The sequence below is a fragment of the Labrenzia sp. THAF82 genome (assembly GCF_009363435.1).
GTDB classification, from domain to species: Bacteria; Pseudomonadota; Alphaproteobacteria; order Rhizobiales; family Stappiaceae; genus Roseibium; species Roseibium porphyridii.
In genome coordinates this window covers 1,051,799-1,077,500 of sequence record NZ_CP045354.1, presented here as the reverse complement: position 1 = coordinate 1,077,500, position 25,702 = coordinate 1,051,799, and the positions used below count along the sequence as shown (strand labels likewise).

25 protein-coding genes (1 of these 25 only partly in view) are annotated in these 25,702 nt (G+C 56.3%); 16 read left to right on the top strand and 9 right to left on the bottom strand.

Annotated elements, in window-relative coordinates; all coding sequences use genetic code 11:
• The 7 genes from FIV00_RS05235 to FIV00_RS05205 form a co-directional block, all read right to left on the bottom strand.
• Positions 1-614, bottom strand: the 5' portion of a protein-coding gene (locus FIV00_RS05235; RefSeq protein WP_152499760.1) for a dihydropteroate synthase. The gene continues 271 nt to the left of window position 1, outside the view; 614 of the gene's 885 nt are visible here — the first part of the coding sequence; the start codon lies at positions 612-614; the stop codon falls past the left edge of the window.
• An 80-nt stretch (positions 615-694) separates the two neighbouring features.
• Positions 695-1,108: a dihydroneopterin aldolase gene (locus tag FIV00_RS05230; RefSeq protein WP_152499759.1), complete on the bottom strand. Its 414-nt coding sequence runs from the start codon at positions 1,106-1,108 to the stop codon at positions 695-697.
• Positions 1,109-1,316: 208 nt separating this feature from the next.
• Entirely contained in the window at positions 1,317-2,342 is a 1,026-nt protein-coding gene (locus tag FIV00_RS05225) for a proline racemase family protein (protein WP_152499758.1), read from the bottom strand.
• 9 nt (positions 2,343-2,351) lie between these two features.
• Positions 2,352-3,455 (bottom strand): cis-3-hydroxy-L-proline dehydratase, encoded by a 1,104-nt coding sequence (locus FIV00_RS05220; protein WP_152499757.1) that lies wholly within the window; start codon positions 3,453-3,455, stop codon positions 2,352-2,354.
• A gap of 18 nt (positions 3,456-3,473) precedes the next feature.
• Positions 3,474-4,724, bottom strand: coding sequence for an FAD-binding oxidoreductase (locus FIV00_RS05215; protein ID WP_152499756.1), 1,251 nt, complete (start codon positions 4,722-4,724; stop codon positions 3,474-3,476).
• Positions 4,725-4,776: 52 nt separating this feature from the next.
• The gene (locus FIV00_RS05210) at positions 4,777-5,709 is read right to left on the bottom strand and encodes a proline racemase family protein (protein WP_152499755.1); all 933 of its coding nucleotides are present in this window, start codon (positions 5,707-5,709) and stop codon (positions 4,777-4,779) included.
• Entirely contained in the window at positions 5,700-6,659 is a 960-nt protein-coding gene (locus FIV00_RS05205; RefSeq protein ID WP_152499754.1) for a dihydrodipicolinate synthase family protein, read from the bottom strand. Before FIV00_RS05205 ends, FIV00_RS05210 begins: the two co-directional genes overlap by 10 nt.
• 438 nt (positions 6,660-7,097) lie before the next feature.
• On the opposite strand from FIV00_RS05205, the gene FIV00_RS05200 reads away from it, so the two are divergent.
• Positions 7,098-7,751 carry a GntR family transcriptional regulator gene (locus FIV00_RS05200; RefSeq protein WP_152499753.1) on the top strand — a complete coding sequence of 218 codons (654 nt, stop codon included), beginning with the start codon at positions 7,098-7,100 and terminating at the stop codon, positions 7,749-7,751.
• Between the two features lie 54 nt (positions 7,752-7,805).
• Here FIV00_RS05200 and FIV00_RS05195 read toward each other — a convergent pair whose 3' ends face one another.
• A complete protein-coding gene (locus FIV00_RS05195; RefSeq protein WP_152499752.1) occupies positions 7,806-8,177 on the bottom strand; it encodes a VOC family protein in 372 nt (123 codons plus the stop codon).
• A 40-nt stretch (positions 8,178-8,217) separates the two neighbouring features.
• Here FIV00_RS05195 and FIV00_RS05190 point away from each other — a divergent pair, with 40 nt between their 5' ends.
• From FIV00_RS05190 to FIV00_RS05170, 5 genes are all read left to right on the top strand, one after another.
• Entirely contained in the window at positions 8,218-8,754 is a 537-nt protein-coding gene (locus tag FIV00_RS05190; RefSeq protein ID WP_152499751.1) for a winged helix-turn-helix transcriptional regulator, read from the top strand.
• Positions 8,755-8,932: 178 nt separating this feature from the next.
• On the top strand, positions 8,933-9,934 hold the full coding sequence (locus FIV00_RS05185; RefSeq protein ID WP_152499750.1) for a Gfo/Idh/MocA family protein: 1,002 nt from the start codon (positions 8,933-8,935) through the stop codon (positions 9,932-9,934).
• Between the two features lie 4 nt (positions 9,935-9,938).
• Positions 9,939-11,513, top strand: coding sequence for an acyl CoA:acetate/3-ketoacid CoA transferase (locus FIV00_RS05180; protein WP_152499749.1), 1,575 nt, complete (start codon positions 9,939-9,941; stop codon positions 11,511-11,513).
• Positions 11,510-12,283: an enoyl-CoA hydratase/isomerase family protein gene (locus FIV00_RS05175; protein ID WP_152499748.1), complete on the top strand. Its 774-nt coding sequence runs from the start codon at positions 11,510-11,512 to the stop codon at positions 12,281-12,283. The genes FIV00_RS05180 and FIV00_RS05175 overlap by 4 nt, the downstream gene beginning before the upstream one ends.
• Complete coding sequence (locus tag FIV00_RS05170) at positions 12,280-13,800, top strand: aldehyde dehydrogenase family protein (RefSeq protein WP_152499747.1); 1,521 nt, start codon at positions 12,280-12,282, stop codon at positions 13,798-13,800. The genes FIV00_RS05175 and FIV00_RS05170 overlap by 4 nt, the downstream gene beginning before the upstream one ends.
• 8 nt (positions 13,801-13,808) lie before the next feature.
• Here FIV00_RS05170 and FIV00_RS05165 read toward each other — a convergent pair whose 3' ends face one another.
• Entirely contained in the window at positions 13,809-14,858 is a 1,050-nt protein-coding gene (locus FIV00_RS05165) for a LacI family transcriptional regulator (RefSeq protein ID WP_152499746.1), read from the bottom strand.
• Positions 14,859-15,133: 275 nt separating this feature from the next.
• Here FIV00_RS05165 and FIV00_RS05160 point away from each other — a divergent pair, with 275 nt between their 5' ends.
• From FIV00_RS05160 to FIV00_RS05115, 10 genes are read left to right on the top strand one after another with little or no spacing between them, the layout of a single operon-like run.
• Positions 15,134-16,378: an ABC transporter substrate-binding protein gene (locus FIV00_RS05160; RefSeq protein ID WP_152499745.1), complete on the top strand. Its 1,245-nt coding sequence runs from the start codon at positions 15,134-15,136 to the stop codon at positions 16,376-16,378.
• Between the two features lie 56 nt (positions 16,379-16,434).
• Complete coding sequence (locus FIV00_RS05155; protein ID WP_173005891.1) at positions 16,435-17,340, top strand: carbohydrate ABC transporter permease; 906 nt, start codon at positions 16,435-16,437, stop codon at positions 17,338-17,340.
• Complete coding sequence (locus tag FIV00_RS05150; RefSeq protein WP_152499744.1) at positions 17,340-18,212, top strand: carbohydrate ABC transporter permease; 873 nt, start codon at positions 17,340-17,342, stop codon at positions 18,210-18,212. The genes FIV00_RS05155 and FIV00_RS05150 overlap by 1 nt, the downstream gene beginning before the upstream one ends.
• A gap of 4 nt (positions 18,213-18,216) precedes the next feature.
• Positions 18,217-19,326 carry an ABC transporter ATP-binding protein gene (locus FIV00_RS05145; protein WP_152499743.1) on the top strand — a complete coding sequence of 370 codons (1,110 nt, stop codon included), beginning with the start codon at positions 18,217-18,219 and terminating at the stop codon, positions 19,324-19,326.
• Between the two features lie 3 nt (positions 19,327-19,329).
• Positions 19,330-20,814: a GMC oxidoreductase gene (locus tag FIV00_RS05140; protein WP_152499742.1), complete on the top strand. Its 1,485-nt coding sequence runs from the start codon at positions 19,330-19,332 to the stop codon at positions 20,812-20,814.
• The gene (locus FIV00_RS05135; RefSeq protein WP_152499741.1) at positions 20,811-21,569 is read left to right on the top strand and encodes a 3-ketoacyl-ACP reductase; all 759 of its coding nucleotides are present in this window, start codon (positions 20,811-20,813) and stop codon (positions 21,567-21,569) included. The genes FIV00_RS05140 and FIV00_RS05135 overlap by 4 nt, the downstream gene beginning before the upstream one ends.
• Before the next feature lie 9 nt (positions 21,570-21,578).
• A complete protein-coding gene (locus FIV00_RS05130; protein ID WP_152499740.1) occupies positions 21,579-23,171 on the top strand; it encodes a GMC family oxidoreductase in 1,593 nt (530 codons plus the stop codon).
• A complete protein-coding gene (locus FIV00_RS05125) occupies positions 23,168-23,482 on the top strand; it encodes a Dabb family protein (RefSeq protein WP_152499739.1) in 315 nt (104 codons plus the stop codon). Before FIV00_RS05130 ends, FIV00_RS05125 begins: the two co-directional genes overlap by 4 nt.
• A gap of 29 nt (positions 23,483-23,511) precedes the next feature.
• Positions 23,512-24,675: a dihydrodipicolinate synthase family protein gene (locus tag FIV00_RS05120; protein ID WP_152499738.1), complete on the top strand. Its 1,164-nt coding sequence runs from the start codon at positions 23,512-23,514 to the stop codon at positions 24,673-24,675.
• A 17-nt stretch (positions 24,676-24,692) separates the two neighbouring features.
• Positions 24,693-25,700: a LacI family DNA-binding transcriptional regulator gene (locus tag FIV00_RS05115; RefSeq protein ID WP_152499737.1), complete on the top strand. Its 1,008-nt coding sequence runs from the start codon at positions 24,693-24,695 to the stop codon at positions 25,698-25,700.
• The last annotated feature ends 2 nt before the right edge of the window (positions 25,701-25,702 follow it).

Genomic DNA, 25,702 nt, shown 5'->3' with positions numbered 1-25,702 from the left:
ACCCATAGACGCTCAATGCCGGCATCTGTTGCCAGTTTGATGCGCTCCTTGAAGAAGGTCAGCTGGTGATCGAATATTTCATCCGCCGGCGGCAGATAGTCTTGCGAACGTGCATTTTCGCCCGGCGTATAGCAAAGAACAATTCCAGCCTGGTGAAAGGCGATCGCCTCGTAGAAGGAAGGATCGTCGACCCGCCCGGTCAGGTTGATGACACCGGCACCTGCTTCCAGCAGGGCAACGCCCACCTCCGGATGATAAGTCTCCACCGAGACCAGAATGTTTTCATTCGCCAGCGCCCGAACCACCGGCCGCATCCTGTCGATCTGACGCTCAGCTGCCACAATATCAGCGGTGTCGCCCGTGGACTCAGCGCCAATATCCACCATGGCAGCGCCCTCAAGTGTCATGCGCTTTCCGCGATAAAGAGCGGCCTCGAACGTGTGGCAGACGGTTTCCCGGTAGGTGCTGTCGGGCGACAGATTCAGCACCCCCATCTGATACGTCCGATCCTCAAAGCGTCGGCCAAACTTTTCAAACTCGAATGTGCGCACGGGCGTTTCGAGCGCCTCACGATATTTCAGCCAGAGTGGGAGAAGACGGTCTGCGGAAATCATTAAGTGAGGGCTCCATGAACAACAGGCTCAAATCAATCAGTTTTCGGGCAAATAGAAAAGGTCACCCTGGCGGCAAGTCTCTATGCTTCAGCACGTCGACGCGAGATGCGGATGCCGACACCTTGGGCTTCGTCGAAGATTTCCGGCTTGGTCACCTTCACCGTGACCCGCTCAGCCAAGGGATTGGAGAGCACAAACTCTGCGACCGCTTCGGCCCAATCTTCGACCAGATCAATATGGCCTCCAGAAGCGGCCTTTTCCTGAATGAAAGCGACCGTGTCGGCATAAGATACGAAAGTCCCCTTTTCGCGCACGATTCTCCGGTAACCTGGAATTGTGCCGATTTCGACGTCGAAGCGAACAGTTTGGCGTCGGCCTTTCTCGCTGTCCAGAATACCGATCTCGGTCGGCAGCAATAACCCGTCGATCAGGATGGTGTCGCACCCCTCCTCGATCAGTTCATATTTCAACGGCAGATCAGAATGGACGGACATCGAAGCTCCTTGTCCCGGGCAAAAAACGACTGATCATGGATGTAACCACATCCCGCACTGGGTCAAGCCGCTCCAAGCTCAAACCTTGCTTTCCGAATCTGGGCGCAAAAATCGGAAGACTGTTCGAGGCACATCTCAATGCCAACGCAGCCTGGTCGAAGCGAACTATGGCCGGGTAGGGCCTCAACGGCAGTGCCGAAGAGCTCCATCAAGCACCCCAGGTGTCGCTCAACCGATAGCCACTCGGCCAGGGATCGTCCGGATCCAGCATGTGCTGGTGAATTCCGGTAATCCATCCCCTTCCGGAGATCTCCGGGACAATTCCTGCGCGATCGCCGATCCGTTGTTCTTTGATTATCCGGCCCAGAAACGTCGAACCGATGATTGAAACGGCTTCAAATTCCTGACCGACACTCATCTTCCCTTTTGCGGCCAAAAGGGCCATCCGTGCCGAAACCGCCGTTCCAGTTGGCGACCGATCGACTTTTCCTGGCTGAATTGCGACAGCAGATTTGCCAGTGAACCCGATTTTCTTTGGGGTCAACGGGCCACAAAAAGCGCAAAACGAAATGTGATTCCAGTCCGGGTTATCCGGGTGACGAAAACCCAGTTGTTCATTGGCAGCGTTGGTGATCCGCACACCAAGGCGGGCAATGTCCTTTGCTTCATCTTCTTCGATTGCAAATCCGAGTTCACCGGCATCGACCACAACAAAGCTGTCACCACCGAAAGCCGTGTCGACCGTCAAAGTGCCTATGCCTTCGATTTCCAGAGGAACCGAGATCTTGTCGGCAAAACTGGTCAGATTCCGGACGAAAATCCGTACAGCCTTGCCATCGCGGCATTCGGCCTTCACTTGCACCAGTCCGCCCGGTGCTTCCAGCGTCATGTCCGTGAAAGGTTCCCGCATTGGAATGATGCCGGTGTCCAGCAATACCGTGGACACACAGATCGAATTCGAGCCCGACATTGGCGGCGTGTCTTCGGGCTCCATGATGATGAACGCAGCATCGGCGTTCGGATGTTTGGGCGGCACGAGAAGGTTGACATGTCGGAAGACACCGCCGCGCGGCTCGTTCAAAACGAAGTTTCGCAGTGTTTGGTCGTTGGCAATATGGCTGCGTTGTTCCCAAAGCGTTTCGCCGGGTGGAGGCACGACGCCGCCAACTATCACATCTCCGACCTCACCTTCCGCATGGCAGGAAACAACATGAATGGTTTTGGCGCTGCGCATGGACCTGCCTCAAGTGTAACTGGCAACGGGGGCGCCCAGAGCATCAAAAATCGGTTCAATCCCGAGCCCAGGGCGATCAGCGGCAGTCATACGGCCGTTCACGCGCTTTGGCGCGCCATCTGCAATATCTACCGTGCCATAACTGTTGAAGTCCGTCGCTGAAAACGTGAATTCAGCAGGTGTGGAACGCGCAAGATGGGCGATGGCAGCCGTCGTAATGTCACCACCCCAGGTGTCTTCGATTGTCATCGGAATGCCATGCGCAACACAAAGGTCCCGCATCAACTTGGCTCTGGTGAGCCCGCCAACTTTCGAGATCTTCAGGTTGATGCAATCCATAGCGTCTTCGGCTATGCCCCGGACCAGCATATTCGGCCCGTCAATTACTTCGTCCAGAACAAAGGGCAAAGAGGTTCGACGCCGGATCGAAAGGCTTTCTTCATAGGTCAGACAGGGTTGTTCGATATAGGCATCAAGACCGGCGACCGCGCCAACAACCCGCGCAGCCTCATGGCGGGTCCATCCGGTATTTGCATCGGCAACCAAAAGATCAGAAGGCCTCAACACAGAGCGTGTGGCGCGAATGCGCTCGATATCATCATTTGCATTCCCTCCCACCTTGAGTTGGAACTTTGTATAGCCCTCGGATGCATAACCCTCGATCTTGCTGGCCATGACTTCCGGCGCTTCCTGACTGATTGCCCGGTAAAGAACAACATCATCCTGTGCAGCGCCGCCAAGCAGAGTAAAAAGCGGCTGCCCCGTGGCCTTGCCCAAAAGATCCCAGCACGCGATATCGATTGGCGCCTTCGCATAAGGATGTCCACGCAGCGCGGCATCCATGATCCGATTGATGTCTCCGATATTGAGCGGATCCCGGCCGATCAGCTGAGGAGAAAGCTCTTCAAGTCCAGCCCTCACACCGCGGGCAAAGCTCGGCAGATAAGCTGACCCGAGCGGACAGCATTCAGCGTATCCCTTCAAACCTTCGTCGGTTTCGACTTCAACAACGGTGCTGTCAAAGACCTCGACGAAGTTTCCATTCGACCAGCTATACCGTCCTTCTTTCAAGGGAAGGTCGACCTGATAGACGTTGATGGCCGAAATTTTCATATGGCTCTCCTTGCGGATCTAGAAGCGACGCGCGGAAAAAGCGCTCATGTCGATGGGAATTGAGGTATCAGACGCCAGTGCCGCGACCAGTTCGGCCGTTCCGGCTGATTGGGTCAACCCCAGGTGACCATGACCAAAGGCATAAAGAACACGGCGATCATTCGGAGACCGGTCAATAACCGGCAAACTGTCGGGCAGCGAAGGCCGGAAACCCATCCATTGGCGTCCCCCATCTGCCTTGAGCTCTGGCAAAAAGCTCTGCGCTTTTTTCAACAATATCTCAGATCGCTTGTAGTTGGGCTCCAGATCGAGCCCACCCAGTTCAACAGCCCCACCAACACGAACACCGCCATTGATCTTGGTCACCACAAATCCGTGCCCGGAAAAACTCAGATGCGTTTTCAGATCAAATGCGCCCTGAGGCAGGGTGGTATTGTACCCACGCTCGGTTTCAAGCGGGATCCTGTCACCGATTGTTCGGGCAATGTGATGCGACCAGGCGCCGGCGCATACGATCACCTGTTTCGCACTAAGATCTTTTCCTTCGAGCCGGATACTGACACAAGCTTCATCCGGTATGAGTGTTTTGACATCACCCGCAAAAATCTCGCCGCCACGCGCCAGAAACGTTGTCCGCAGCCGATCCAGCCAGCGGGCCGGATCGCAGCTATTGATCCAGTCAGGTGTAAATCCGGCATGCGAGAAACGAGGGTCGAGGCCAGGCTGATAAGCGGCAATCGCATCCGGCGTTTCAAGCAATTCAAACCGAACCCCGTGTTCACGGCGCCTTTGCCAGACTGGCAAGCTTGCCCGGTATTCTCGCTCGCCCTCGAACAACTGCAACTGGCCTTCGCGTTGAAGCAGCTCCTCGCCATCGACATCCGCGACAAGAACTTTAAGCGCAGACTGCGACACTTCCATCAGGCTGGCCTGAGCATTGAGGGCAAGCTGATGCCTATCCGGCCAACTCGCCCGCCAGAAGCGCAGCATCCAGGGCGCTATCTTGATCGCATAGGACGGTGGGATGGAGAGAGGGCCAAGTGGATCGAGCAGCCACTTGGGTGCCTTTCGCATAATTCCAGGTGTCGCAAGCGGTTCAATATCGGAAAAAGCGAAGGCCCCGGCGTTCATTTCCGATGCCCTTTGAGACATCTGCGGCCTGTCGAGGATCAAGACGGACCGGCCTCGGGATTGCAGCGCAAGGGCGCTGCAAATGCCCACTATCCCGGCACCGATGACGATGACATCCTGCACGTGTCTGTCAGCCATGACGAATCCCTTCTCAAAGCCTGCGGATCGAAACCGCCGCACACATTCCTGTCTAAAGACGAATGCCAGATTTATAGGGATCGCCAGGCTCAAAGATGAGACGGGCGTCAGAGGTTACGAAGGCCTGGCCCCTGACCTGAGGAATGACGCCGCCATTCCGTCCGGGCTGATAGCTGATATCATAAGTGCTTCCGACAACACTCTCCTGCCGCCAGGCTTCTCCAGCAGCGAGCAGACCGTCCTCAGCAAGACAAGCGAGTTTGGCCGAGCAGCCGGTACCGCATGGTGAACGGTCATAAGCCCCTCCGGGACAAAGCACAAAGTTCCTGCTGTTGGCAGTTGCCTCAGCTGGTGGACCGAAGAGTTCAACATGATCGATCCAAGCACCTTCAGCGCCGGTAACACCCGCATTTTCAAGTCCAGTTCTGATCTTTAGCGTCAGGTCTGTCAGGGCGCGGATATTCGAACCGGTAATTGCCAGCGGGCTGTCTTTGACAAGGAAGAACCAGTTGCCGCCCCAGGCAACATCGCCAGTGATCGTACCGAAACCTTCCACCTCAATCGCGACGTCCTTTGCAAGCCGGTAGCTTTCAACGTTGGTTACTGAAACGGTATTTGCGTCCAAGAGATCGACGTCGACAACGCCGACCGGTGTTTCAAATTTGTGAACCCCGGGGCCAATTCGGTTCATGTATGCAAGCGTGACCGCAAGTCCGATCGTCGCGTGACCGCACATTCCAAGGTTTTGAAGGTTGTTGAAATAGATGACGCCCGTCACGCAATCTTCTCGGGTCGGCGGCACCAGAAGCGCACCGATGATCGCATCATGGCCTCTGGGCTCCAGAACAACCGATGCGCAGAAATCCATGTAATCGGCTTCCAGCCGCGCTGCGCGTTCTGGAAGTGGTCCGCACCCCAAATCCGGACCACCCTCGATCACGACGCGTGTTGGCTCACCCGCCGTATGGCTGTCGACTACGCGCATTCGGCAATCACGCCTCCCTGTTTCGACCAGTCGACGTACCAGGCTTTAAAAAGCTCATATTGTGATTCAACATAGTTGCGCTGCGCGTCGTTCAACGCGTCGGTTTCATTGAAATGCAGCCGGTATGCATCCTCACCGTTCAGAACCATCAGATGCTTGTAGTAAAGAACAAGGTCTGGCCCTTCATCGAAACTGGACAGAACCGCCAGCGCGTCTTCTAACTCTTTCGCCCTTAACCGTGCCTCGGAGCTCCCTTCGGCAGCCCTTTTGCAAAGAGAAACAAGATGCAACACCTCACCGGGCAGCGCGTTGCCAATGCCGGTAATCGCACCAGTCGCGCCGCAGTTTACAAAGCCATGATAGACGGCGGTATCGACACCAACCATCAGTGTGACCTGATCGTCCTGCGATGTGATGTTTTCTGCTGCATAGCGCAGGTCGTCCGGGCCACCGAATTCCTTGAAGCCGACGAGATTTGAATGCTGCTTCCGCAAGTCGAAAAAGAGGTCTGCTCTCGTCGCAAATCCATAATACGGGCTGTTATAGATGACCGCCGGAAGGTCCGGTGCCGCAGCAAGGATCGCGCTGAAGTGCTGTCGCTGCGCCGACACCGAAACACCCCGTGACAAAACTCTCGGAATGACCATGAGGCCATGTGCGCCAACTTTTGCAGCATGCCTTGCATGGGAGACCGCCGATGCGGAATTAATAGCACCAGTGCCCACGACAACCGGGACGCCCGCTTTGACAAGACGTTCCACGCCCTCCATGCGCGCTTCGTCGGTCAAAAGCGGCCAATCGCCCATGGAGCCGCAATAGACGACAGCCGACATTCCGGCACTCATCAGCTCCTGACCCTTTTGCACCAGAGCATCATAATCCGGCAAGCGGTCGGCTTTGCACGGGGTCATAAGTGCCGGCATGCATCCGGAAAAAACATTCGACGACATTCCTAACTCCTCACAGGGCCAGACAACTCATGAAATCCAGTCGTCTGACGTCACGATGATTGCGCCGGTGAGCGCTGCTTGGCAAGAAAACTCCGCGTCTTCCCTTTACCTTCGGCTCAAACTTTCAAGGTTGGAGCTTCACGCCACGCCGCCCGGAACCATTGCGAACCCGACGCGAAGAGAAACACAGATGCATCCATGATGAGTACTCGCTTTGAAACAGTCGCTTTCCGCTCCTGTACGGCGACTGCTTGACGGCGAATGTTCAACCCTTGCTGTCCGAACACGCAGAGACTTCATTCAGCGATCCGGAAATCCTTCTCGACGGGATTGATAATCCAAATTGGATCCAATATTCAATATAAAATATTCAAAAGCATTCCCTCTTCACCGAAACGGGCTGATCCCGTAGAAGGTTGAGGTCAAGGAGAACGGCACATGAAACTGGAATCGATGGACATTTCGGCGACCGCTTCGGCGTCCTCGATCGTGTTCAGTGCGCTCAGGAAGGCCATAATCGAGGGTCAGCTCGAAGAAGGTGAACCTCTTCGGCAAGACGAAATAGCCCGGCTCTTCAACACCAGCCGGATCCCGGTCCGCGAAGCAATATCCAGGCTTGAAGAACAAGGATTGGTGAGAACGCAACGTTACAAGGGAGCCGTTGTCGCGGGCCTGTCACCGACAGAAACCGCTGAAATATTTGATCTACGCGCTCTGGTCGAACCCGAAATTATCCGTGATGCCGTACCGCGCATGACGCCTGAACTCCTGACGAAAGCACGAAAGAAATGCGCAGCCTTCGCGTCGGCCAAGGATCCGATGCACTACGGCGATCTCAATCGGGATTTCCACGAGACTCTTTACAGCGCTAGCGAGCTGAAGTTCTTTTTGGAGATTGCCGGAAACGCAATAGACCGTGTCGAACGCCAAATTCGTGCCCAACTGGTAATGTCTGACGGCATGGAGCGTGCCGGCACCGAACATGCGTCCATTCTGAACGCCTGCGAAACCGGCAACGCTGAACTTGCTGCAAAACTGACGCGTGACCACATTCAGGGCGCAAAAAAGTCATTGCTGCTGCACCTGACCTGAATCTGGTCAATCACCTACTCATGTCAGGACGCCGAACCACGCAGCGAAAACGGTTCATTTTGAGAGATCCTGCGCCAACATGAGCGCATTGCCATCCGGATCATAGAATGTCGCCGTGCTGACCATCCCCTCGATCGTCTCGGTCGGCCCGTCAAATTTGACTTCAACGCGCTCCAGCGCCGTCCGAGCCTCCGCAATATCAGCAACACCAAAAACGGGAACGGTGTTCCCGGGCGAAGGCTCCGCCTGCTCACCCAATCCCAGCGTGACCCCTTCAGTCTTGGTTTGCATCTCGCTCCAGCCAGCTTCGTCAAAATGATACAGCAACTCGAAGCCGAGTTTTTCCTTGTACCAGTCGGCACTGACATGCCGGTCGCGCACTGAAAGTGCCAAAGTGATTGTATTGTCCAAAGAAACTACCGGCATGTCGCTTTCCTATGTAGCAAAAATATAGTAACTATATTTCATGGATATCACACTGCTTGTCAAGCTCACATCAAAAGCGTGGTCTCTGAAAATCCTCGCACTCATGCATGCCGGCACTCCGGGCAGACAGGCCCCGCTGATCGCCGCGACCAACGCAAGCCGGTCGGCCTTTGCCTCGAGCCTCGATCATCTGGTGCAACTTGGCCTGCTTGAGAAGAACCCAGGGCACGGCCATCCCTTGCGACCGGAATTCCGACTGACTGCACGTGGTGTTCCACTGGCTGCTGTAGCTGCCCGGATCATCGAAACAGCTCCTGACGAAGCAGCATTTTCCATCATTCGCCGGAGCTGGGCCGTGCCAATATTGGCCGTCACATCGAAACCGACCCGATTTTCGATCATCAAATCCGAACTGGGTTCAGTCACCGATCGTGCATTGTCTAAGTCGCTGTGCAGTCTGGAAGACCTTCAATGGCTCAAACGCGAGATTGATGTATCGAAGCGCGCTCCGTTCCCGACGTATCTGGCAGTGAATGCAGGTTCGCAGATTAACCAGGCAATTCACCTGACCACTTAACGACTGCATTGGACAAACGTTCAAACGTGAACGAACTGACGGCACAGAGCCGGACGGTATCAATGCCCACTCCACGACCTCCAAAAATGTCCTGTCGGGAAAAGAAACTTGACAAATTGGAACGTTCCAGTTTTTATGCAGAAAAATTGGAACGTTCCAAAAATTTCAGGGAGACGAGATGCGCTGGGGTCTTATTGGTGCAAGTCGAATTGCATCGGGTTATGTCATTGATGCCATCAGGGCGCAGGCAGACTGCGAGATCCAGTCTGTCTTGAGCACCAGCACCTCTCGCGGGGCTTCCTTCGCTGCCAACCACGGGATTGCGGACAGCTACACGGACCTTGACGCGCTTTTGACTGATGCGTCAGTCGATGCCGTTTACATATCGACCACAAACGAGAAGCACCACCCACAAGCCATGGCCGCCATTGCGGCCGGCAAACATGTCTTGTGTGAAAAACCGCTGGCAATGTCCCTTTCCGAAGCCTGCGAAATGGTGCGCACTGCTGAGGAAAAAGGCGTCGTCTTTGCGACCAACCACCATCTGCGCAACGCTGGTTCGCATCTTGCTATTCAGGACCTGATCGCGAACGACCGCATTGGCAAAGTCCTCAGCGCACGCGTGTTTCATGCGGTCAATCTACCTGAACACCTTCGAGGCTGGCGGATCAACGATGCCGCCGCCGGCGGCGGTGTCATTCCCGACATAACTGTTCATGATGCCGACACCATCCGCTTCCATCTCTCTGAAGATCCTGTCGATGTTGTTGCCAAATCAGGCTCTTCCGGACTGGGTGAAGGCGTCGAGGACAGTGTCATGTCGGTCTGGAGCATGCCGTCGGGCGCGATGGTCCAAACCCATGAGAGCTTCACACACGGATATGCCGGCACCGGCATCGAGTTTCACGGCACAAAAGGCTCCATCTTTGCCCGCAACGTCATGACACAGGAACCTGTCGGCGAAATCCGTCTGGTCGATGCGCAAGGCGAAGCGGCTGTTGCCTACGAAAAACACAATCTCTACCACCGCGCGCTTGGCTTGTTTGTCCAGGCCGTGACGGGCAGTGGCCAGCCTTCGGCGGACGGTGTGGACGGCGTCAAGTCCCTGGCTGTCGCACTTGCGGTGCGTGAAGCAGCCAAGTCAGGCACCGCCACGACTGTCGACTATGGAGGGTTTTGAAACCATGTCCTCGAAAGTCGTCTCCATGGAAGATGCAGCCGCCCGGATCTCCGATGGCGCTGTCGTGACCGTTTCCTCCTCCTCCGGCCTCGGGTGTCCCGACAAGATACTGGAGGCAATCGGCAACCGGTTTGATCAGGAAGGGCACCCGAGAAACCTCACGACGCTGCATCCGATCGCAGCCGGTGACATGTATGGCATCAAGGGCATCGATCACATAGCCAAAGACGGCTTGCTGTCCACCATCATAGCAGGATCATATCCCTCAGGGCCGTCGTCTCTGCCGATGCCGCTGATCTGGCAAATGCTTGTCGAAGACCGGGTCGCTGCTTACAACGTTCCCTCCGGCATCCTGTTTGACATGCATCGAGACGTTGCTGCCCGGCGCCCTGGCGTGCTTACGAAAATTGGGCTGGACACATTTGTCGACCCCACGCGGCAGGGCTGCGCCATGAACGACGCGGCAAGCAAAGAGCCAATCGTCTCGCGCCTGGAACTTGGGGGCGAAACCTGGCTTCATTTTCCCAACATTGTTCCCGACGTCGCAATCATTCGCGCCACCACCGCAGATGAACGCGGCAATCTGACCTATGAACATGAAGGGGCATATCTTGGTGGCCTTGAGCAGGCGATTGCCGTGCGCAACCACGGAGGCCTCGTCATCGCACAGGTTAAGCGGATCACGGCCGCCGGGTCTTTGCGCCCACATGATGTGCGGGTTCCAGGTCATCTGGTGGATTTGATCGTTGTCGACCCGGACCAGCGCCAGACAACCGAAACCGAGTATGATCCGGCGATTTCCGGCGAAATCATGCGGCCATGGTCGAGTTTTTCACTCGCAGAGCACGGTGTTGAAAAGATTGTAGCACGCCGGGCGGCCATGGAACTGAGCTCAGGACAAACGGCCAATCTCGGCTTTGGCATTTCCGCCATGGTCCCGCGCGTCCTGCTGGAAGCCGGTCAGGAGCAGGCCGTCACCTGGGCCATCGAACAAGGCGCGACCGGTGGAATGCCCCTGACCGGTTTCGCTTTCGGTTGCGCATCGAACGCTGATGCCTACATGCCCTCGCCTCAGCAATTCACCTACTTTCAGGGCGGCGGGTTTGACGTCTCGTTTCTGTCGTTTCTCGAGATCGACCTGGAAGGCAACGTGAATGTTTCCAAGCTCGGCAAGAAACCCTACCTGACGGCCGGCTGCGGCGGCTTTGTCGACATCACCGCGCATGCCCGCAAGATAGTCTTTTCCGGGCTATTTGAAGCGGGAGCGGACCTGGAGCTGAGCAATGACGCGCTGACGGTCAAGTCTCCCGGAAAATTCACCAAGATGGTGGATGAGGTCGAGCATGTCACATTCTCCGGCCGCAGAGCACGCGAACAGGGGCAAGAAGTTCTCTATGTCACTGAACGTTGTGTAATCGAGTTGACGAATAGCGGTCTGATGGCGACGGAAATCATGCCGGGCATCAATCCCGAACGCGACATCGTCGATGCTTCAAAGGGCCGCGTGCGCCTCGCCAACAGCCTGAGGGAAATGCCAAAGGCTCTCTTGCAAAGCGAAGCGATGGAGCTGAGCCTTTGAGCGCGTTGCACCTCACTCGTCACGGCCCGATTGCCGAACTGAAACTGGACAATCCGGGAAAGCTCAACGCGTTCACGTTGGAGATGTTGCGGGCAGTAGAACCATTCTGCGATGAACTGGAGCGCGATCCGGACATTCTTGCTGTTGTCATCAGTGCAGCTGACAGCAAGGCCTTCTGCGCCGGTGCCGACATTTTGGAATGGTCTGAGCTTTCTCCTTATGATTTTGCGCGACACTGGGTGCGCGAAGGGCACCGTGTGTTCGATCGCCTGGCTCGGTTGTCGAAACCCACAATTGCCGCAGTCGGTGCACACGCATTTGGCGGTGGTCTTGAATTTGCGGCAACCGCAGACATTCGCATCATGGCGCCTGGTGCAACACTGGCGCTTCCCGAGGCATCGGTCGGGATTGTCCCGGGCTGGTCTGGAACCCAGAGGCTGATCCGTCTGCTCAGCGAGTCAGTGGTGAAGGAGATGGCTCTTTTCGGGCGTCGCATCTCTGCAGAGCGCGCATATTCAATAGGCTTTGCAGCAGAGATAGCCGAAGATCCGCGCGCTGCCGCCTTCGAATGTGCCCAGAAGCTTTCGACCAGGTCGCCACATGCAAACGAAGTGGCAAAATACATGATCCATGCGGCCGTTGGCGAAGATCGCGACGCAATGATCGAGACCCTCGGCGCTGGCATGATCAGCCCGACCGAAGATCGCAACGAAGGCGTCACGGCCTTTCGTGAAAAGCGCAAACCGAATTTTTCCGGAAACCAGTCATGAGCGAATTGAACGTTGTCTCCATCAGCGAAACACAGATCCCGAGCGAAGCATTTGTTGCCCGCCACCTGATTGACGGTTCCTGGCAAGCCAGCGCTGACGGCGCGACCTTTGAAAGAATCTCACCATCTCATGGCAGCGTTGTCACGCTTGCCAGCAAAGGCAGTGCCAGAGACGTTGATGCCGCTATCTCTGCGGCTCGCCTCGCTTTCGACAAGGGCCGCTGGTCAAGAACTTCCGGCAAGGAACGAGCAACACTGCTGCTCAAGGTGGCGGATCTGATCGACCGTGAACGCGACCGGATCGCCCTCATGGAAACGCTTGAGTCTGGCAAACCGATCAGCCAGGCAAAAGCCGAAATAGAAGGCGCTGCCGATATCTGGCGCTATGCAGCTTCCCTCGCGCGGACACTCCATGGCGAGAGTTACAATTCGCTTGGAAACGACTTTCTGGGTCTCGTTCTGAAGGAACCGATTGGGGTCGTCTCAATCATCACACCCTGGAACTTTCCATTCCTTATTGTCACGCAGAAATTGCCGTTTGCGCTTGCCGCAGGCTGCACGGCTGTCATCAAGCCTTCCGAAATGACACCTGCAACCACCGTGATCCTCGGCGAACTTCTCCTGGAAGCGGGATTGCCCGCCGGTGTCGTCAACATAGTCCTTGGCTACGGTGACCCCGTTGGCGCTGCAATGACCACAGACAAACGGGTCGACATGGTGACCTTCACCGGCTCGACAGCGGTCGGCAAAGCCATTGTAAGCGCTGCTTCAAGCTCCTTGAAAAAGGTTTCGCTGGAACTTGGCGGAAAGAACCCGCAAGTCATTTTCCCGGACGCGGACCTCGACAGCGCGGTCGATGCCGTGGTGTTTGGCGTCTATTTCAATGCCGGCGAGTGCTGCAATTCCGGCTCCCGGATCATCGTGCACGAGGATATTGCCGAGGAATTCACAAGGCGAACGGTCGCGCTGTCGCGGCAGGTGCCTTTCGGCGATCCATTGGACCCATCGACCAAAGTCGGCGCGATCATCACCCCTGAACATCAAAACAAGATCGACAGATATGTTCAGGAAGCTGCCCAATCCGGAGCGTCAATTGAACTGGGAGGAGAGGTTTTGGCCGTTCCCGGCCTGAAGGGACAGTTCTACCAGCCGACGGTCGTCTCCAATGTTCGGAGCAACATGCCGATTGCACGAGATGAGGTATTCGGGCCCGTCCTGTCCGTTCTGACCTTCAAGACCCTCGATGAGGCCATTGAGCTGGTCAACGATGCTGACTACGGGCTTTCGGCAGGCGTTTGGAGTGAGAACGTTCACACCTGCCTGGAATTCGCGCGCCAAGCTCAGGCCGGGACTGTCTGGACCAACACCTGGATGGACGGATTCTCCGAGCTGCCGTTTGGCGGCGTGAAGGAAAGCGGTCAGGGACGGGAACTTGGCAAATACGGCCTTGAGGAATTTCTTGAAGCCAAGACCGTAACCATGCGGATCGGTCGTTCGCGCGCACCATGGGTATCCTGATGAGGCACTCAGCCGGAAATCGAAAACGGCCCTTGGGGCTTGAGGAGAACCTGCATCTCCTCCATTGGCCTGCCGTCGATCCGAGCCAGAAGAACTTCAGCCATCGCGCGTCCCGTGGCACGAAGGTCTTCGTCCACCGTCTCGATGCGCGGACGAAAATGATTGGAAATCGGCGAAGCACGCTTGGCGACAAGGTCGACTTCCTGTCCAGGGGTCAAACCCATGTCATTCAGACCGGCAAGCGTGATCAACGCCATCACTTCACCAACGCAGACATATCCGTCCGGCGCGTCCGGTCCGGCGTGAAGCGCGCGCAGTGTCGCGGCAATCTCGTCCGGCTCGCTGTCAAGATCGACGCCCTCGGGGATCGTGAGCCGGGCACCGCAGGAAATTACCGCCTGCCGGGCGCCAAAGCGCAAGTGTTGTCCAAACGTGTACCGCTCATTCGGCATGACAATACAAATATGCTGACGCCCCTTTTGGACGAGGCGCTCGATTGCCAGGCGCACGAAAGCCTCGTTGTCGAAGTCGACAAAGGGATGTGGCGTGGTGAAATCCGTCCTGCCGTGGCTGACAAACGGAAAGTCATGCTCGAGCAGATATCGAACGCGGTCATCGAAACACTCGGTACGCGTAAACACAATAGCATCCGCCAGCGCGTGACGCCGTATCTGGCGGATTGCATCAAGCCGGTCGCCCCCAAGGCTGTCGGCCGTGATGTTGAAGGCATATCCGGTACCCTGCAGTCCCTCACTCATGCCGCCGAGAAACTCGGACGTGAAACTGAGAAACTCGTGCCGGGTGTTGAGCAAGAGACTGATGACTTTCGTGCGCCCGGTGCGCAGTCGCTGCGCCGCACGGTTCGGAACGTAGCCCTGTTTGCTGGCAACGTCCGCAACCCTCTTGCGGGTCGCTTCAGCGATCCTGGGATCTTCGGCAAGCGCGCGGGAGACAGTGGTGACCGCAAGACCTGCCTCCGCAGCAACTGTGCGCAGGGTCGGACGCGACACAGCGCCGGCGGCATTTTCTTCTTTGGAAACCAAATTCTTTCGCGGCATGCCCGTTCAACTCACCCCAAGCCTTGTAGCGCAGAAATCAAAACAAGTCTAATCAACGCATTTAAAACGTTACAACAAAAAAATTTCACCCAGCATAAATTTTCAAAATTTCTTATAATAGTATGTAAAAAAAGAACAAAACTATTTCCGAAACAAAATCGAAAAGCCATTGACAGAGATCAGGTTTGCAACGTTACAATAGACGTTGCGTAATCATCGGACTGATGGACACCCGCAATCCGAAACGCCTATTGGCACGCAAAGGGAGGAATACCATGCGTAAATTGACCATGATGACAGCGGCTGCCGCCCTGATGGCAGCAAGCACAACCGCTCAGGCAGAAGATGTTGAAGTTCTGCACTGGTGGACATCCGGCGGCGAAGCAGCCGCGCTCAACGTTCTGAAAGAAGATTTGCAAGGCCAGGGCATTGGCTGGCAGGACATGCCGGTTGCCGGCGGCGGCGGAACCCAGGCCATGACCGTGCTGCGTGCCCGCGTCACATCTGGCAACCCGCCCACCGCAGTTCAAATGCTCGGCTTCGACATTCTTGACTGGGCAGGTGAAGGCGCACTGGCCGACCTCAACATTCAGGCAGGCCTGGAAGGTTGGGATGACGTGGTACCCGAAGCTCTTCAGCAATTTGCCAAGCACGACGGAAAGTGGGTATCCGCACCGGTCAACGTGCACTCCACCAACTGGGTATGGGCCAACAAGGCAATTCTGGACGATCTCGGCATTGCCGTCCCAACCACCTGGGACGAGTTTGTTGCTGCGCTTGAAAAAGTGAAGGCATCCGGCAAGACCGCGATCGCTCATGGCGGCCAGGCATGGCAGGACGCAACGGTATTTGACGCGGTTGCAATGTCGACCGGTGGTCCGGAATTCTACAAGAAAGCCTTCATCGATCTCGACGAGGAAGCCCTCGGTTCGGACACAATGAAAGAATCCTTCGACCGGATGGCGGTGATCCGCTCCTACGTGGACGACAACTTTTCCGGCCGCGACTGGAACCTGGCAACAGCCATGGTGATCAACGGCGATGCCGCTTTCCAGATGATGGGCGACTGGGCCAAGGGTGAATTCCTGAACGCGGACAAGAAACCAGACACGGACTTCCTGTGCTTCCGCTTCCCGGGCACGCAGGATCAGGTCACATTCAATGCCGACCAGTTTGCAATGTTTGCGCAGGGCAAGGAAGTCGGCAAGGAACAGGCTGCACTTGCAACTGCGATCCTGTCCCCAAGCTTCCAGTCAGCGTTCAACGTGGTCAAAGGGTCCGTTCCGGCACGCACGGACGTCTCCGACGAGGCATTTGACGCTTGCGGCAAAAAAGGCATGGCGGATCTGAAAGCTGCTGCTGACAGCGGCAACCTTTATGGCTCAATGGCCCATGGCCATGCGAATCCGGCAGCTGTGAAGAACGCCATGTATGATGTCATCACGGCACATTTCAACGGCGAATACGACAGCGCCACTGCCGTTGAAGAACTCGTGACCGCAGTACAAATCAACAAATAATCTGCCCTTGAGAGCGGTGATAAGTCACCGCTCTCGCACGGGACCGGGGACTGACAATGTCTATTTCTGAAACGGCGAACCCGAGAGGTTCCGTTGTTGACAGACTGCGTGATGCACTGCCCAAACTCGTCCTGAGTCCGACTGTCGCGATCGTTGCGATCTTCGTCTACGGGTTCATCTTCTTCACGCTGTATCTGTCCTTCACCGACAGCCGTATTCTGCCCTCTTTCGGTTGGGTCGGCTGGCAAAACTTTGAAAACCTGTTCCGGATCCGGGCTTGGGATACAGCCGTCTGGAACCTTGTCATCTTCGGTTCGCTCTACATTATCATCTGCTGCGTGCTCGGCCTTCTGCTTGCCATCCTGCTCGACCAGCGCATCCGCGCAGAAGGGTTCATTCGAACCATTTATCTTTATCCGATGGCGCTCAGCTTCATCGTGACAGGTGTTGCCTGGAAATGGTTTCTCGACCCGGGAATAGGCATCGAGGCCGTGGTCCAGGGCTGGGGCTGGACCAGTTTTGAGTTCAACTGGATCAAGGACCGTGAAATGGCGATCTATACGATCGTGATCGCCGCGGTCTGGCAGACATCCGGTTTTGTCATGGCAATGTTTCTTGCCGGTCTGCGCGGCATCGACAGTGAAATGATGAAGGCCGCCCAAATTGACGGCGCTTCGACATTTGCGCTCTACCGCCGGATCGTCATCCCGCAGCTGCGACCCGCTTTCATGTCAGCCTTCGTCGTCCTCGCCCACATGGCGATCAAGTCCTACGACCTCGTCATCGCGCTGACAGGCGGCGGTCCTGGCACGGCAACCGAGCTGCCTGCAACCTTTATGTATTCCTACACATTCACACGAAACCAGATGGGCATCGGTGCAGCCTCCGCGGTGATCATGCTGATGACAATTGCGGCGATCATCGTGCCGTATCTCTGGTCGGAACTGCGGGAGAAAAAGTAATGTCGACCGCAGCCAAAACCACTTCGTTCAGTGCAGGCCGCATAATTCTTTATGTCCTGCTTCTGCTATTTTGCATCTACTACCTCCTGCCGCTCTACGTGATGGTGGTAAACTCACTCAAACCGCTGTCAGAAATTACCGCAGGCGGCATGATGGCGTTGCCGCAGGAATGGACGGCAGCACCCTGGTTCAGCGCCTGGTCAAGTGCGCAGGTCGGAGTTGAGGCAACGGGTTTGCGCCCTTACTTCCTCAACTCCATCATCATGGTCGTTCCGGCTGTTGCCTTGTCGACGCTCGTCGGCGCATTGAACGGTTATGTCTTGACCAAATGGGCCTTCAAGGGTTCCACGGTCCTTTTCGGCCTGCTTCTCTTCGGCTGCTTCATCCCGTTCCAGATGGTTCTGATCCCGATGGCACGCATGCTTGGGCTGATGGGACTGGCCGGTTCGGTGCCCGGACTGATCTTCGTTCATTTTGTCTACGGCATCGGGTTCTCGACGCTTTACTTCCGCAACTACTATGCGGCCTTCCCGACAGAACTTGTCCGTGCCGCACAAATCGATGGTGCCGGTTTCTTCCGCATCTTCTGGCGCATTTTGTTGCCCTCATCCGGTCCGATCGCGGTTGTCTGCATCATTTGGCAGTTCACCAATATCTGGAACGACTTCCTGTTCGGAGCGTCTTTCTCCGACTTCGACAGCCAACCGATGACCGTTGCCCTGAACAACCTGGTGCAGTCTTCAACCGGGGTGAAGGAATACAACGTCCATTTTGCAGGCGCGATCATGGCCGCGCTGCCAACACTCCTCGTCTACATCGTGGCGGGACGCTACTTCGTCCGCGGTCTGATGGCTGGCTCAGTAAAAGGATAAAACAATGGGCTTTCTCGACATCAAACAGGCGACCAAGTCCTATGGTTCCCTCCAGGTTCTTCACGAAACCGACATTTCGGTGGAAGAAGGTGAGTTCCTCGTGCTCGTCGGGCCGTCAGGCTGCGGCAAGTCCACCCTGCTCAACATGATTGCCGGGCTTGAGGACATCACATCAGGCGAAATTGCCATACGCGGCAAAAGCATGAACGGCGTCAAACCTGCGGACCGCAACATCGCGATGGTGTTTCAGTCCTACGCGCTCTATCCGAACATGACTGTGCGGGGAAACATCTCCTTCGGCATGGAAATGCACGGCATCCAGAAACCTGAACGCGAGAAGCGGATCGACCAGGTCTCTGATCTTCTGCAGATCAGCCACCTGCTTGACCGCAAACCCGGCCAGCTCTCCGGTGGTCAGCGTCAACGTGTTGCCATGGGTCGGGCGCTTGTGCGCGAGCCGGATGTCTTTTTGTTCGACGAACCGCTGTCCAACCTTGATGCCAAGCTGCGTGTCGACATGCGCACCGAAATCAAGAAGCTTCACCAAAAGCTCGGAACAACCATCGTCTACGTGACCCACGATCAGATCGAGGCGCTGACACTTTCAACCCGGATCGCGGTCATGTTCGGCGGGTATGTGCAGCAGCTCGGAACACCGAAGGAAATTTACGACAATCCGGCAAACATGTTTGTTGCCGGCTTCATGGGATCTCCATCCATGAACCTCTTTCCGGCCAAAGTTGTTTCCGGCGAAGGCAAACCTGCTGCTGAAATCAAGCTGGCCGACGGCAAGACTGCAGCAGTGCCATTTGCCAAGGATGCACTGACCTCCAGTATCGGACGCGACATTATTCTCGGTATCCGGCCAGAAGCGATTACCGACAAGGACGGCGCGGATCGTAATTCACAAGCGGTGCACATTGTCGAAGCGCCTGTCGAGGTCACGGAACCGGCAGGGTCCGATACCTTTGTCGTCAGCCAGATTGGCGGCAAGGACGTGACCGGACGCTTCCGTGCCGACGTTGCCGTGAATGCAGGTGATGTCTTCCCGTTCGCATTCAACATGGAAAAGGCGGTTGCCTTCGATCCGCAGACCGAAAACCGGATCGCCTGACAAATGACAAACGCACCGGACATCGTCATCATCGGCAGCGGCATGGGCGGTGCGTCCCTTGCCGCCGGTCTGGCGCCGTCGGGTGCACGCATCACAATTCTGGAACGCGGACATCACATACCTGACGATGCGCCAACGCGTGATCCCTGGCGGATCTATACCAACAGTGCCTTTCGGTCCGATGAGACCTGGCTGGACGCCGACGAAAAACCGTTTGAGCCAGGCAACTATTATAACGTCGGCGGGAATTCCAAACTCTACGGCGCTGTTCTGATCCGCTACCGGCAAGAAGATTTCGGTGAGCTGGAACACTTTGACGGTGTGTCTCCGGCCTGGCCATTCGGCTACGATGAGCTGGCCCCCTGGTATGATGCCGCAGAAGCGCTCTACAATGTGCGTGGCGACCGCCGCTCAGATGGCACAGAACCTCCGCACACGTCTGATTATCCTTTTCCGCCTGTCCCTGATGAACCCGCGATCAAGGTCGCGCGTCAGCGTCTGGAGAATGCAGACACCAAACCCTTCAGCCTGCCGCTCGGCATTGACATCGACCGCTGGCTCAAGGCCGGCGAAACCGGCTGGGACGGCTATCCGGACGTTAGATGCGGCAAGATGGATGCCGAAACCTGTGCGCTTTCGGAAGCTCTTTCCTATCACAATGTTGAACTGAACACGGGAGCTGAAGTGACGCGGCTGGACGTGGAACCAGGCTCAAGGCGTATTGCCTCTGTAACCTATCGCAAGGACGGAACAGAAACGTCCCTGAAGCCGGCTTATGTCGTCCTTTGTGCAGGGGCAGTTCAGTCAGCAGCGATGCTGTTGCGGTCAGGTGTTGCCAACAGCTCCGGCTACGTCGGCCGCTGCTTCATGAACCACAACGCAACAGCGGTGATCGCCGTCGATCCCAGATTTCGAAACGACGCTGTCTACCAAAAAACCTTTGGCATCAATGACTGGTATCTGTCCGATGGGTCAGAGGGGAAACCGCTCGGCAACGTGCAGCTTCTTGGGAGGGTCACACCCGACATCTTGAAGATCCAGGCACCTCAATTGCCGATGTTCGCCGCCCGCTGGGTGTCGCACCACGCATTGGACCTTTATCTTATCTCAGAAGATCTGCCGGATCCTGAAAGCCGCGTGGTTTTGAAGGATGGCAAGATCCAACTGCGCTGGCGGCGGTCGAACATGACCGCGCACACCAAACTTGTCGCCAAAACGAAGGCAACGCTTCGAAAGGCAGGCTTTCCGATCATTCTGACGCGCCTCTTCGACGGAAGAGTGCCATCGCATCAATGCGGCACAGTGCGATTGGGAAGCGATCCGGAAACATCCGTTCTTGATCCTGATTGCCGTTCCTGGGACCACCCGAACCTTTTTGTGGCAGACGCAGCAGCCCTGCCGACTTCGGCTGCTGTCAACCCGGCTCTCACGGTTGCTGCCCTTGCCCTTCGTACCGCCAAAATAATTGAAAAGGATATGGCGGCATGACCAAGACAGCGCTCGTAACAGGCGGACAAAGAGGGATTGGACTTGGCATTTGCGAAGCGCTCGTCGAGGACGGTTATCAGGTCGCAATTCTTGCCCAGGTCGAGCCGGAAGATCAGGACGTAACCAAAGCCCTGGATCAACTCGGTTCTGCCGCTCGGTACTATCGTCACGATCTGCAAGAAATAGCTGGTCACGCTGCCATACTCGACCGCATCGAAAACGAACTCGGCGCCATCACGACACTTGTCTCAAATGCGGGTGTTCCGGCCAAAACACGCGGGGACCTGCTTGAAGTTCAACCGGACAGTTTCGATTTCGTTCTGGGCGTAAACCTGCGTGGCGCTTTCTTTCTGGCGCAGGAGGTGGCGCGGCGCATGCTTGCAGGGCATTCAGAGGCATACCGATCCTTGATCTTCGTGACCTCTGTCAGTGCTGAAATGGTCTCCATAGAACGCGCAGAATACTGTGTGTCGAAGGCCGGCGCTGCGATGATGGCGGACCTTTTTACCGCAAGGATGGCACCACACGGGATCGGCGTCTTCCAGATACAGCCAGGCATCATTGAAAGCCCGATGACTGCCGGTGTGAAAGACAAATATACATCGCGCATCAATGACGGCCTTGTGCCTGCCCGGCGATGGGGGCAGCCGGAAGATATCGGTTCTGCGATCGTTCCGCTGGCGCAAGGGCAAATGGCATACGCGACAGGCACGACTATCAAAGTTGACGGCGGACTTTCAATCCCACGCCTTTGAGAGATGACAATGGAAAACGGCTACGACTTCATCATTATCGGTGGCGGGAGCGCAGGGTCGGTTGTTGCGGCCCGACTGACCGAGGATCCGAACATCCAGGTGCTTCTGCTGGAGGCGGGAGGACGTGACCGGCACCCATTTTATCACTTGCCGGCCGGCTTTGCGAAAATGACCAAGGGCATCGGTTCTTGGGGGTGGCACACCGTGCCGCAAAAGCACATGAACGATCGGGTCTTCCGCTACACACAAGCCAAAGTGATTGGTGGCGGGTCTGCAATCAATGCTCAGATCTACACGCGTGGAAATGCGCGTGACTATGACGAATGGCGCCAGCTTGGATGTGAAGGTTGGGGCTATGACGATGTCCTGCCTTACTACCGGAAAGCTGAAGACAACGACACCTATGACAACCGCTATCACGGCAAGGGTGGACCGCTCGGTGTTTCGAAGCCATGTGCACCTCTTCCGATTTGCGAAGCCTATTTCGAAGCGGCGGCCAAGCTGGGCATTCCCAAGAACGAGGATGTAACCGGCGAGACACAGGACGGAGTTGCCTACTACCAGTTGACCCAGAAAAATGCGCGCCGGTCTTCGGCTGCAATGGCTTATCTCGCTCCCAACAAAGATCGTTCCAATCTCCATGTGCGCACCAGTGCAAATGTTCACCGGATCATTGTGGAGAGCGGCAAGGCAACGGGCGTGGAACTGGTCGACGGCACCCGGCTCACGGCAAACGTGGAAGTCATCCTTTCTTCCGGTTCTATCGGTTCACCGCGTCTTCTTCAGCTTTCGGGCATTGGCCCGGCGGCGGAGTTGCATGATCTTGGAATCGATGTCGTTCTCGATTGTCCTTCAGTTGGTGCGAACCTTCAGGATCATCTGGATCTTTATTGCATCTGCGAGGTCAGCGGCCCGCACACTTATGACCGTTTCGCCAAACCGCATCTGTCAGTGCTTGCCGGACTGCAATACATCTTCACGCGGCGTGGGCCGGTATCCTCCAGTCTCTTTGAAACGGGAGGCTTCTGGTACGCAGACCCGGAAGCACGCTCGCCGGATCTTCAGTTTCACCTTGGTCTTGGCACCGGCATCGAATCCGGCGTCGCGGCAATGCCGGACGGCGGCGTAACGCTCAATTCGTGCTACCTGCGACCACGCTCGCGCGGAACCGTCCGGCTCCGCAGTTCAGACCCCTCAGATGAGCCTCTGATCGACCCGAACTACCTGCAAGACCCGCAAGATCGCGAGATGTCGATCCGAGGGCTCAGGCTCACACAGGAAATCCTGGCACAGGAGCCGTTGAAACCGTTCATAAAGGCAGAGCGACTTCCCGGCCCAGATATCAAAAGCGATGAGGATTATTTTCACTTCATCTGCGAACACTCCAAGACGTCCCACCATCCAGCCGGAACATGCCGGATGGGCATTGACGACCAGGCTGTCGTAGACCCGCGGCTGCGGTTCAACGGCATCGACCAATTGCGTGTTGTCGACGCCTCCATCATGCCGAATGTCATTTCGTCCAACACCAATGCCGCGGCCATCATGATCGGTGAAAAAGCCTCCGATATGATCCGCCAAGATCACGGAAGCAAAACATGATCCGCCATATCGTACTAATCAAATTCAATCCGGAAGTAACGGAAGAGACTGTTGCGGGGCTCTTTCAGGAGCTCCGTGAGATCGAAAAGCAGGTGTCGGGCATCCGCGACATCACGTCCGGACGCAGCGAGAGCCCGGAAAAGATTGAACGCGGTTACATGCACGGTTTTGTGGTCGACTTCGATGACTGGGACGCACTGGAACGATATCAGATCCATCCCGACCACAAGGCTCTCGGAGCCAAGCTGGTCGCCAACGCTGTTGGCGGAATAGACGGCATTCTGGTGCTGGACATTCCGGTCCCGGCCTAAGCAGCTTCCAACTAAATTCGGAGCCGCAGATGCTGAACCTTCCGACTTACGAAAACACGCTCGAAGCTTATTCGCCGACAGGCGATGCTCTGACGCCAAGAGCCCCTCGAACCGCGCTGACCCGTACCGCGTTTGCAGCCGCCCATGTGGTTTCCGACCCGCTTGCTGAACGCGACCCTTGGGAGGGATCTCCTGCGGTGGACTGGGAAAACACACTGCGCTTCCGCCACTGGTTGTGGGACCAGGGCCTTGGACTGGCAGAGGCCATGGATACGGCACAGCGCGGCATGGGCGTTGACTGGCCAACGGCAAAAGAACTGATCGAACGCACCATGCGAGAAGCCAAGGCACATCCGATGAAGCCCCGTGTCGCCTGTGGGGCCGGGACGGACCAGAAAGCGCCGGAAGAGCTGGCAACACTCCGCGACATTCAAGCGGCCTATTGCGAGCAGATGGAAGCGATTGAGGCGGCAGGCGGGCAAGTCATTTTGATGGCATCACGAGCTTTTCCCGCCATCGGTGCCGGTGCCGACGATTATGCTGAAACCTATGGCGCGCTGCTTGAGCAAGCGTCCAGTCCGGTGGTTCTTCACTGGCTGGGCGACATGTTTGACCCTGCGTTGAAAGGGTATTGGGGCAGTGACGATGTCGACGCGGCATCAGACCTCGTTCTTCAGATTATCAATGCAAACAGGTCCAAGGTTGACGGCATCAAGATTTCACTGCTGGACCAGGCGCATGAAGAAGGTTTTCGTGCACGGCTACCCGAAGGCGTTCGTCTCTATACCGGTGATGATTTCAACTATGCTCCGTTGATTGAGGGCGATGGAACGCACCATTCCCACGCGCTTCTGGGTGCATTCGCGGCTATTGCGCCAGTGGCGAGCCAGGCGCTGGAAGCGCTTGCTGAAAATGATCTTGAAACCTACCACGCACTTTTCGCACCAACGGTTCCGCTCAGCCGCGAATTGTTCAAAGCACCAACCCGCTTCTATAAAGCGGGAATTGCTTTTCTGGCATGGCTGAACGATGCCCAGAACCACTTCATCATGCCTGCCGGGTTTCAGTCTTCGCGTGAAATTGCGCATTATGCCGAGGTTTTTCGGCTTGCAGACAAGGCGCGATTGTTGTCAAAGCCTGATATAGCCGTGGAACGAATGCGACTGTTGCTAAAGCTTCACGGCGTGGGTTGATCAGCTTTGGAAGGCGAATGAAGAAAAGACCGACGATCCTGGATGTCGCAAAACACGCCGGCGTATCAAAATCGACCGTATCGCTCGTTTTGCAGAATTCTCCGTCGGTTAAGAAGTCGACCCGTGACGATGTCACCCGCGCCATCGAGGATCTCGGCTATGTCTACAACAGGTCAGCAGCAGGTTTGCGCGGCGCGGCATCGGGCCTGGTGGGATTGATCATCAACGACTTGCGAAATCCGTTCTTCACCGAGTTCGCGGCCTCAGCTCAGATGACTTTTGCGCGCAAGGGCTATTCGACCGTTGTTGCCAACACCGACGAAGACCCTGAGATCCAATCCCAGGTGATCGCTTCGATGATCGAGCATGGCGTCTCGGCTTTCGTGATTTCTCCCGCCTATGACGCGGGCGGATCGGCCTTTGACGCCATTCAGCGCGCCGGCATACCAACGCTTCAGGTCCTCAGGCAGATCGATGAGAGAACCGGCGTCTTTCCATTCGCTTCGCACAACTATGTTGACGGTGGAGCGTTGGCAACAAACCACCTGATTGACGCAGGGTGTCGGAAAATTGCCTTCGTCGGAGGCCTGGAAGAACGTCCGATCACTCTGGAACGCATGTCGGGGTACTGCAATGTCATGAAAGCGCGAGGCCTTCCGCTCGAAACTTTCTATGGCCGCCCTTCGAGAGCTTTCGGCCGTGAAATCGCACTGGAGATTGCTGCAAAGCACCCGGAAATCGATGCTGCCATATGCTTCAGCGATCTGGTGGCACTCGGCATGCTGTCCGGTTTTGCTGAAGCTGGAGTGCGCGTTGGAGATGATTTCAAGCTCATCGGTTTCGACGACATTGAAGAAAGTTCGCTTGTCTATCCCCGTCTCAGTTCTATACGGTGCGACACCGGAGCGTTCGGAGAACACGCGGCAGACGCCATGCTGGCGTGGATTGTGGATGGCGTACGTCCGCCCGACACCAAACGCTACGACGTCGAACTGATCAAACGCCAATCCAGCCTCGGAATCTGATC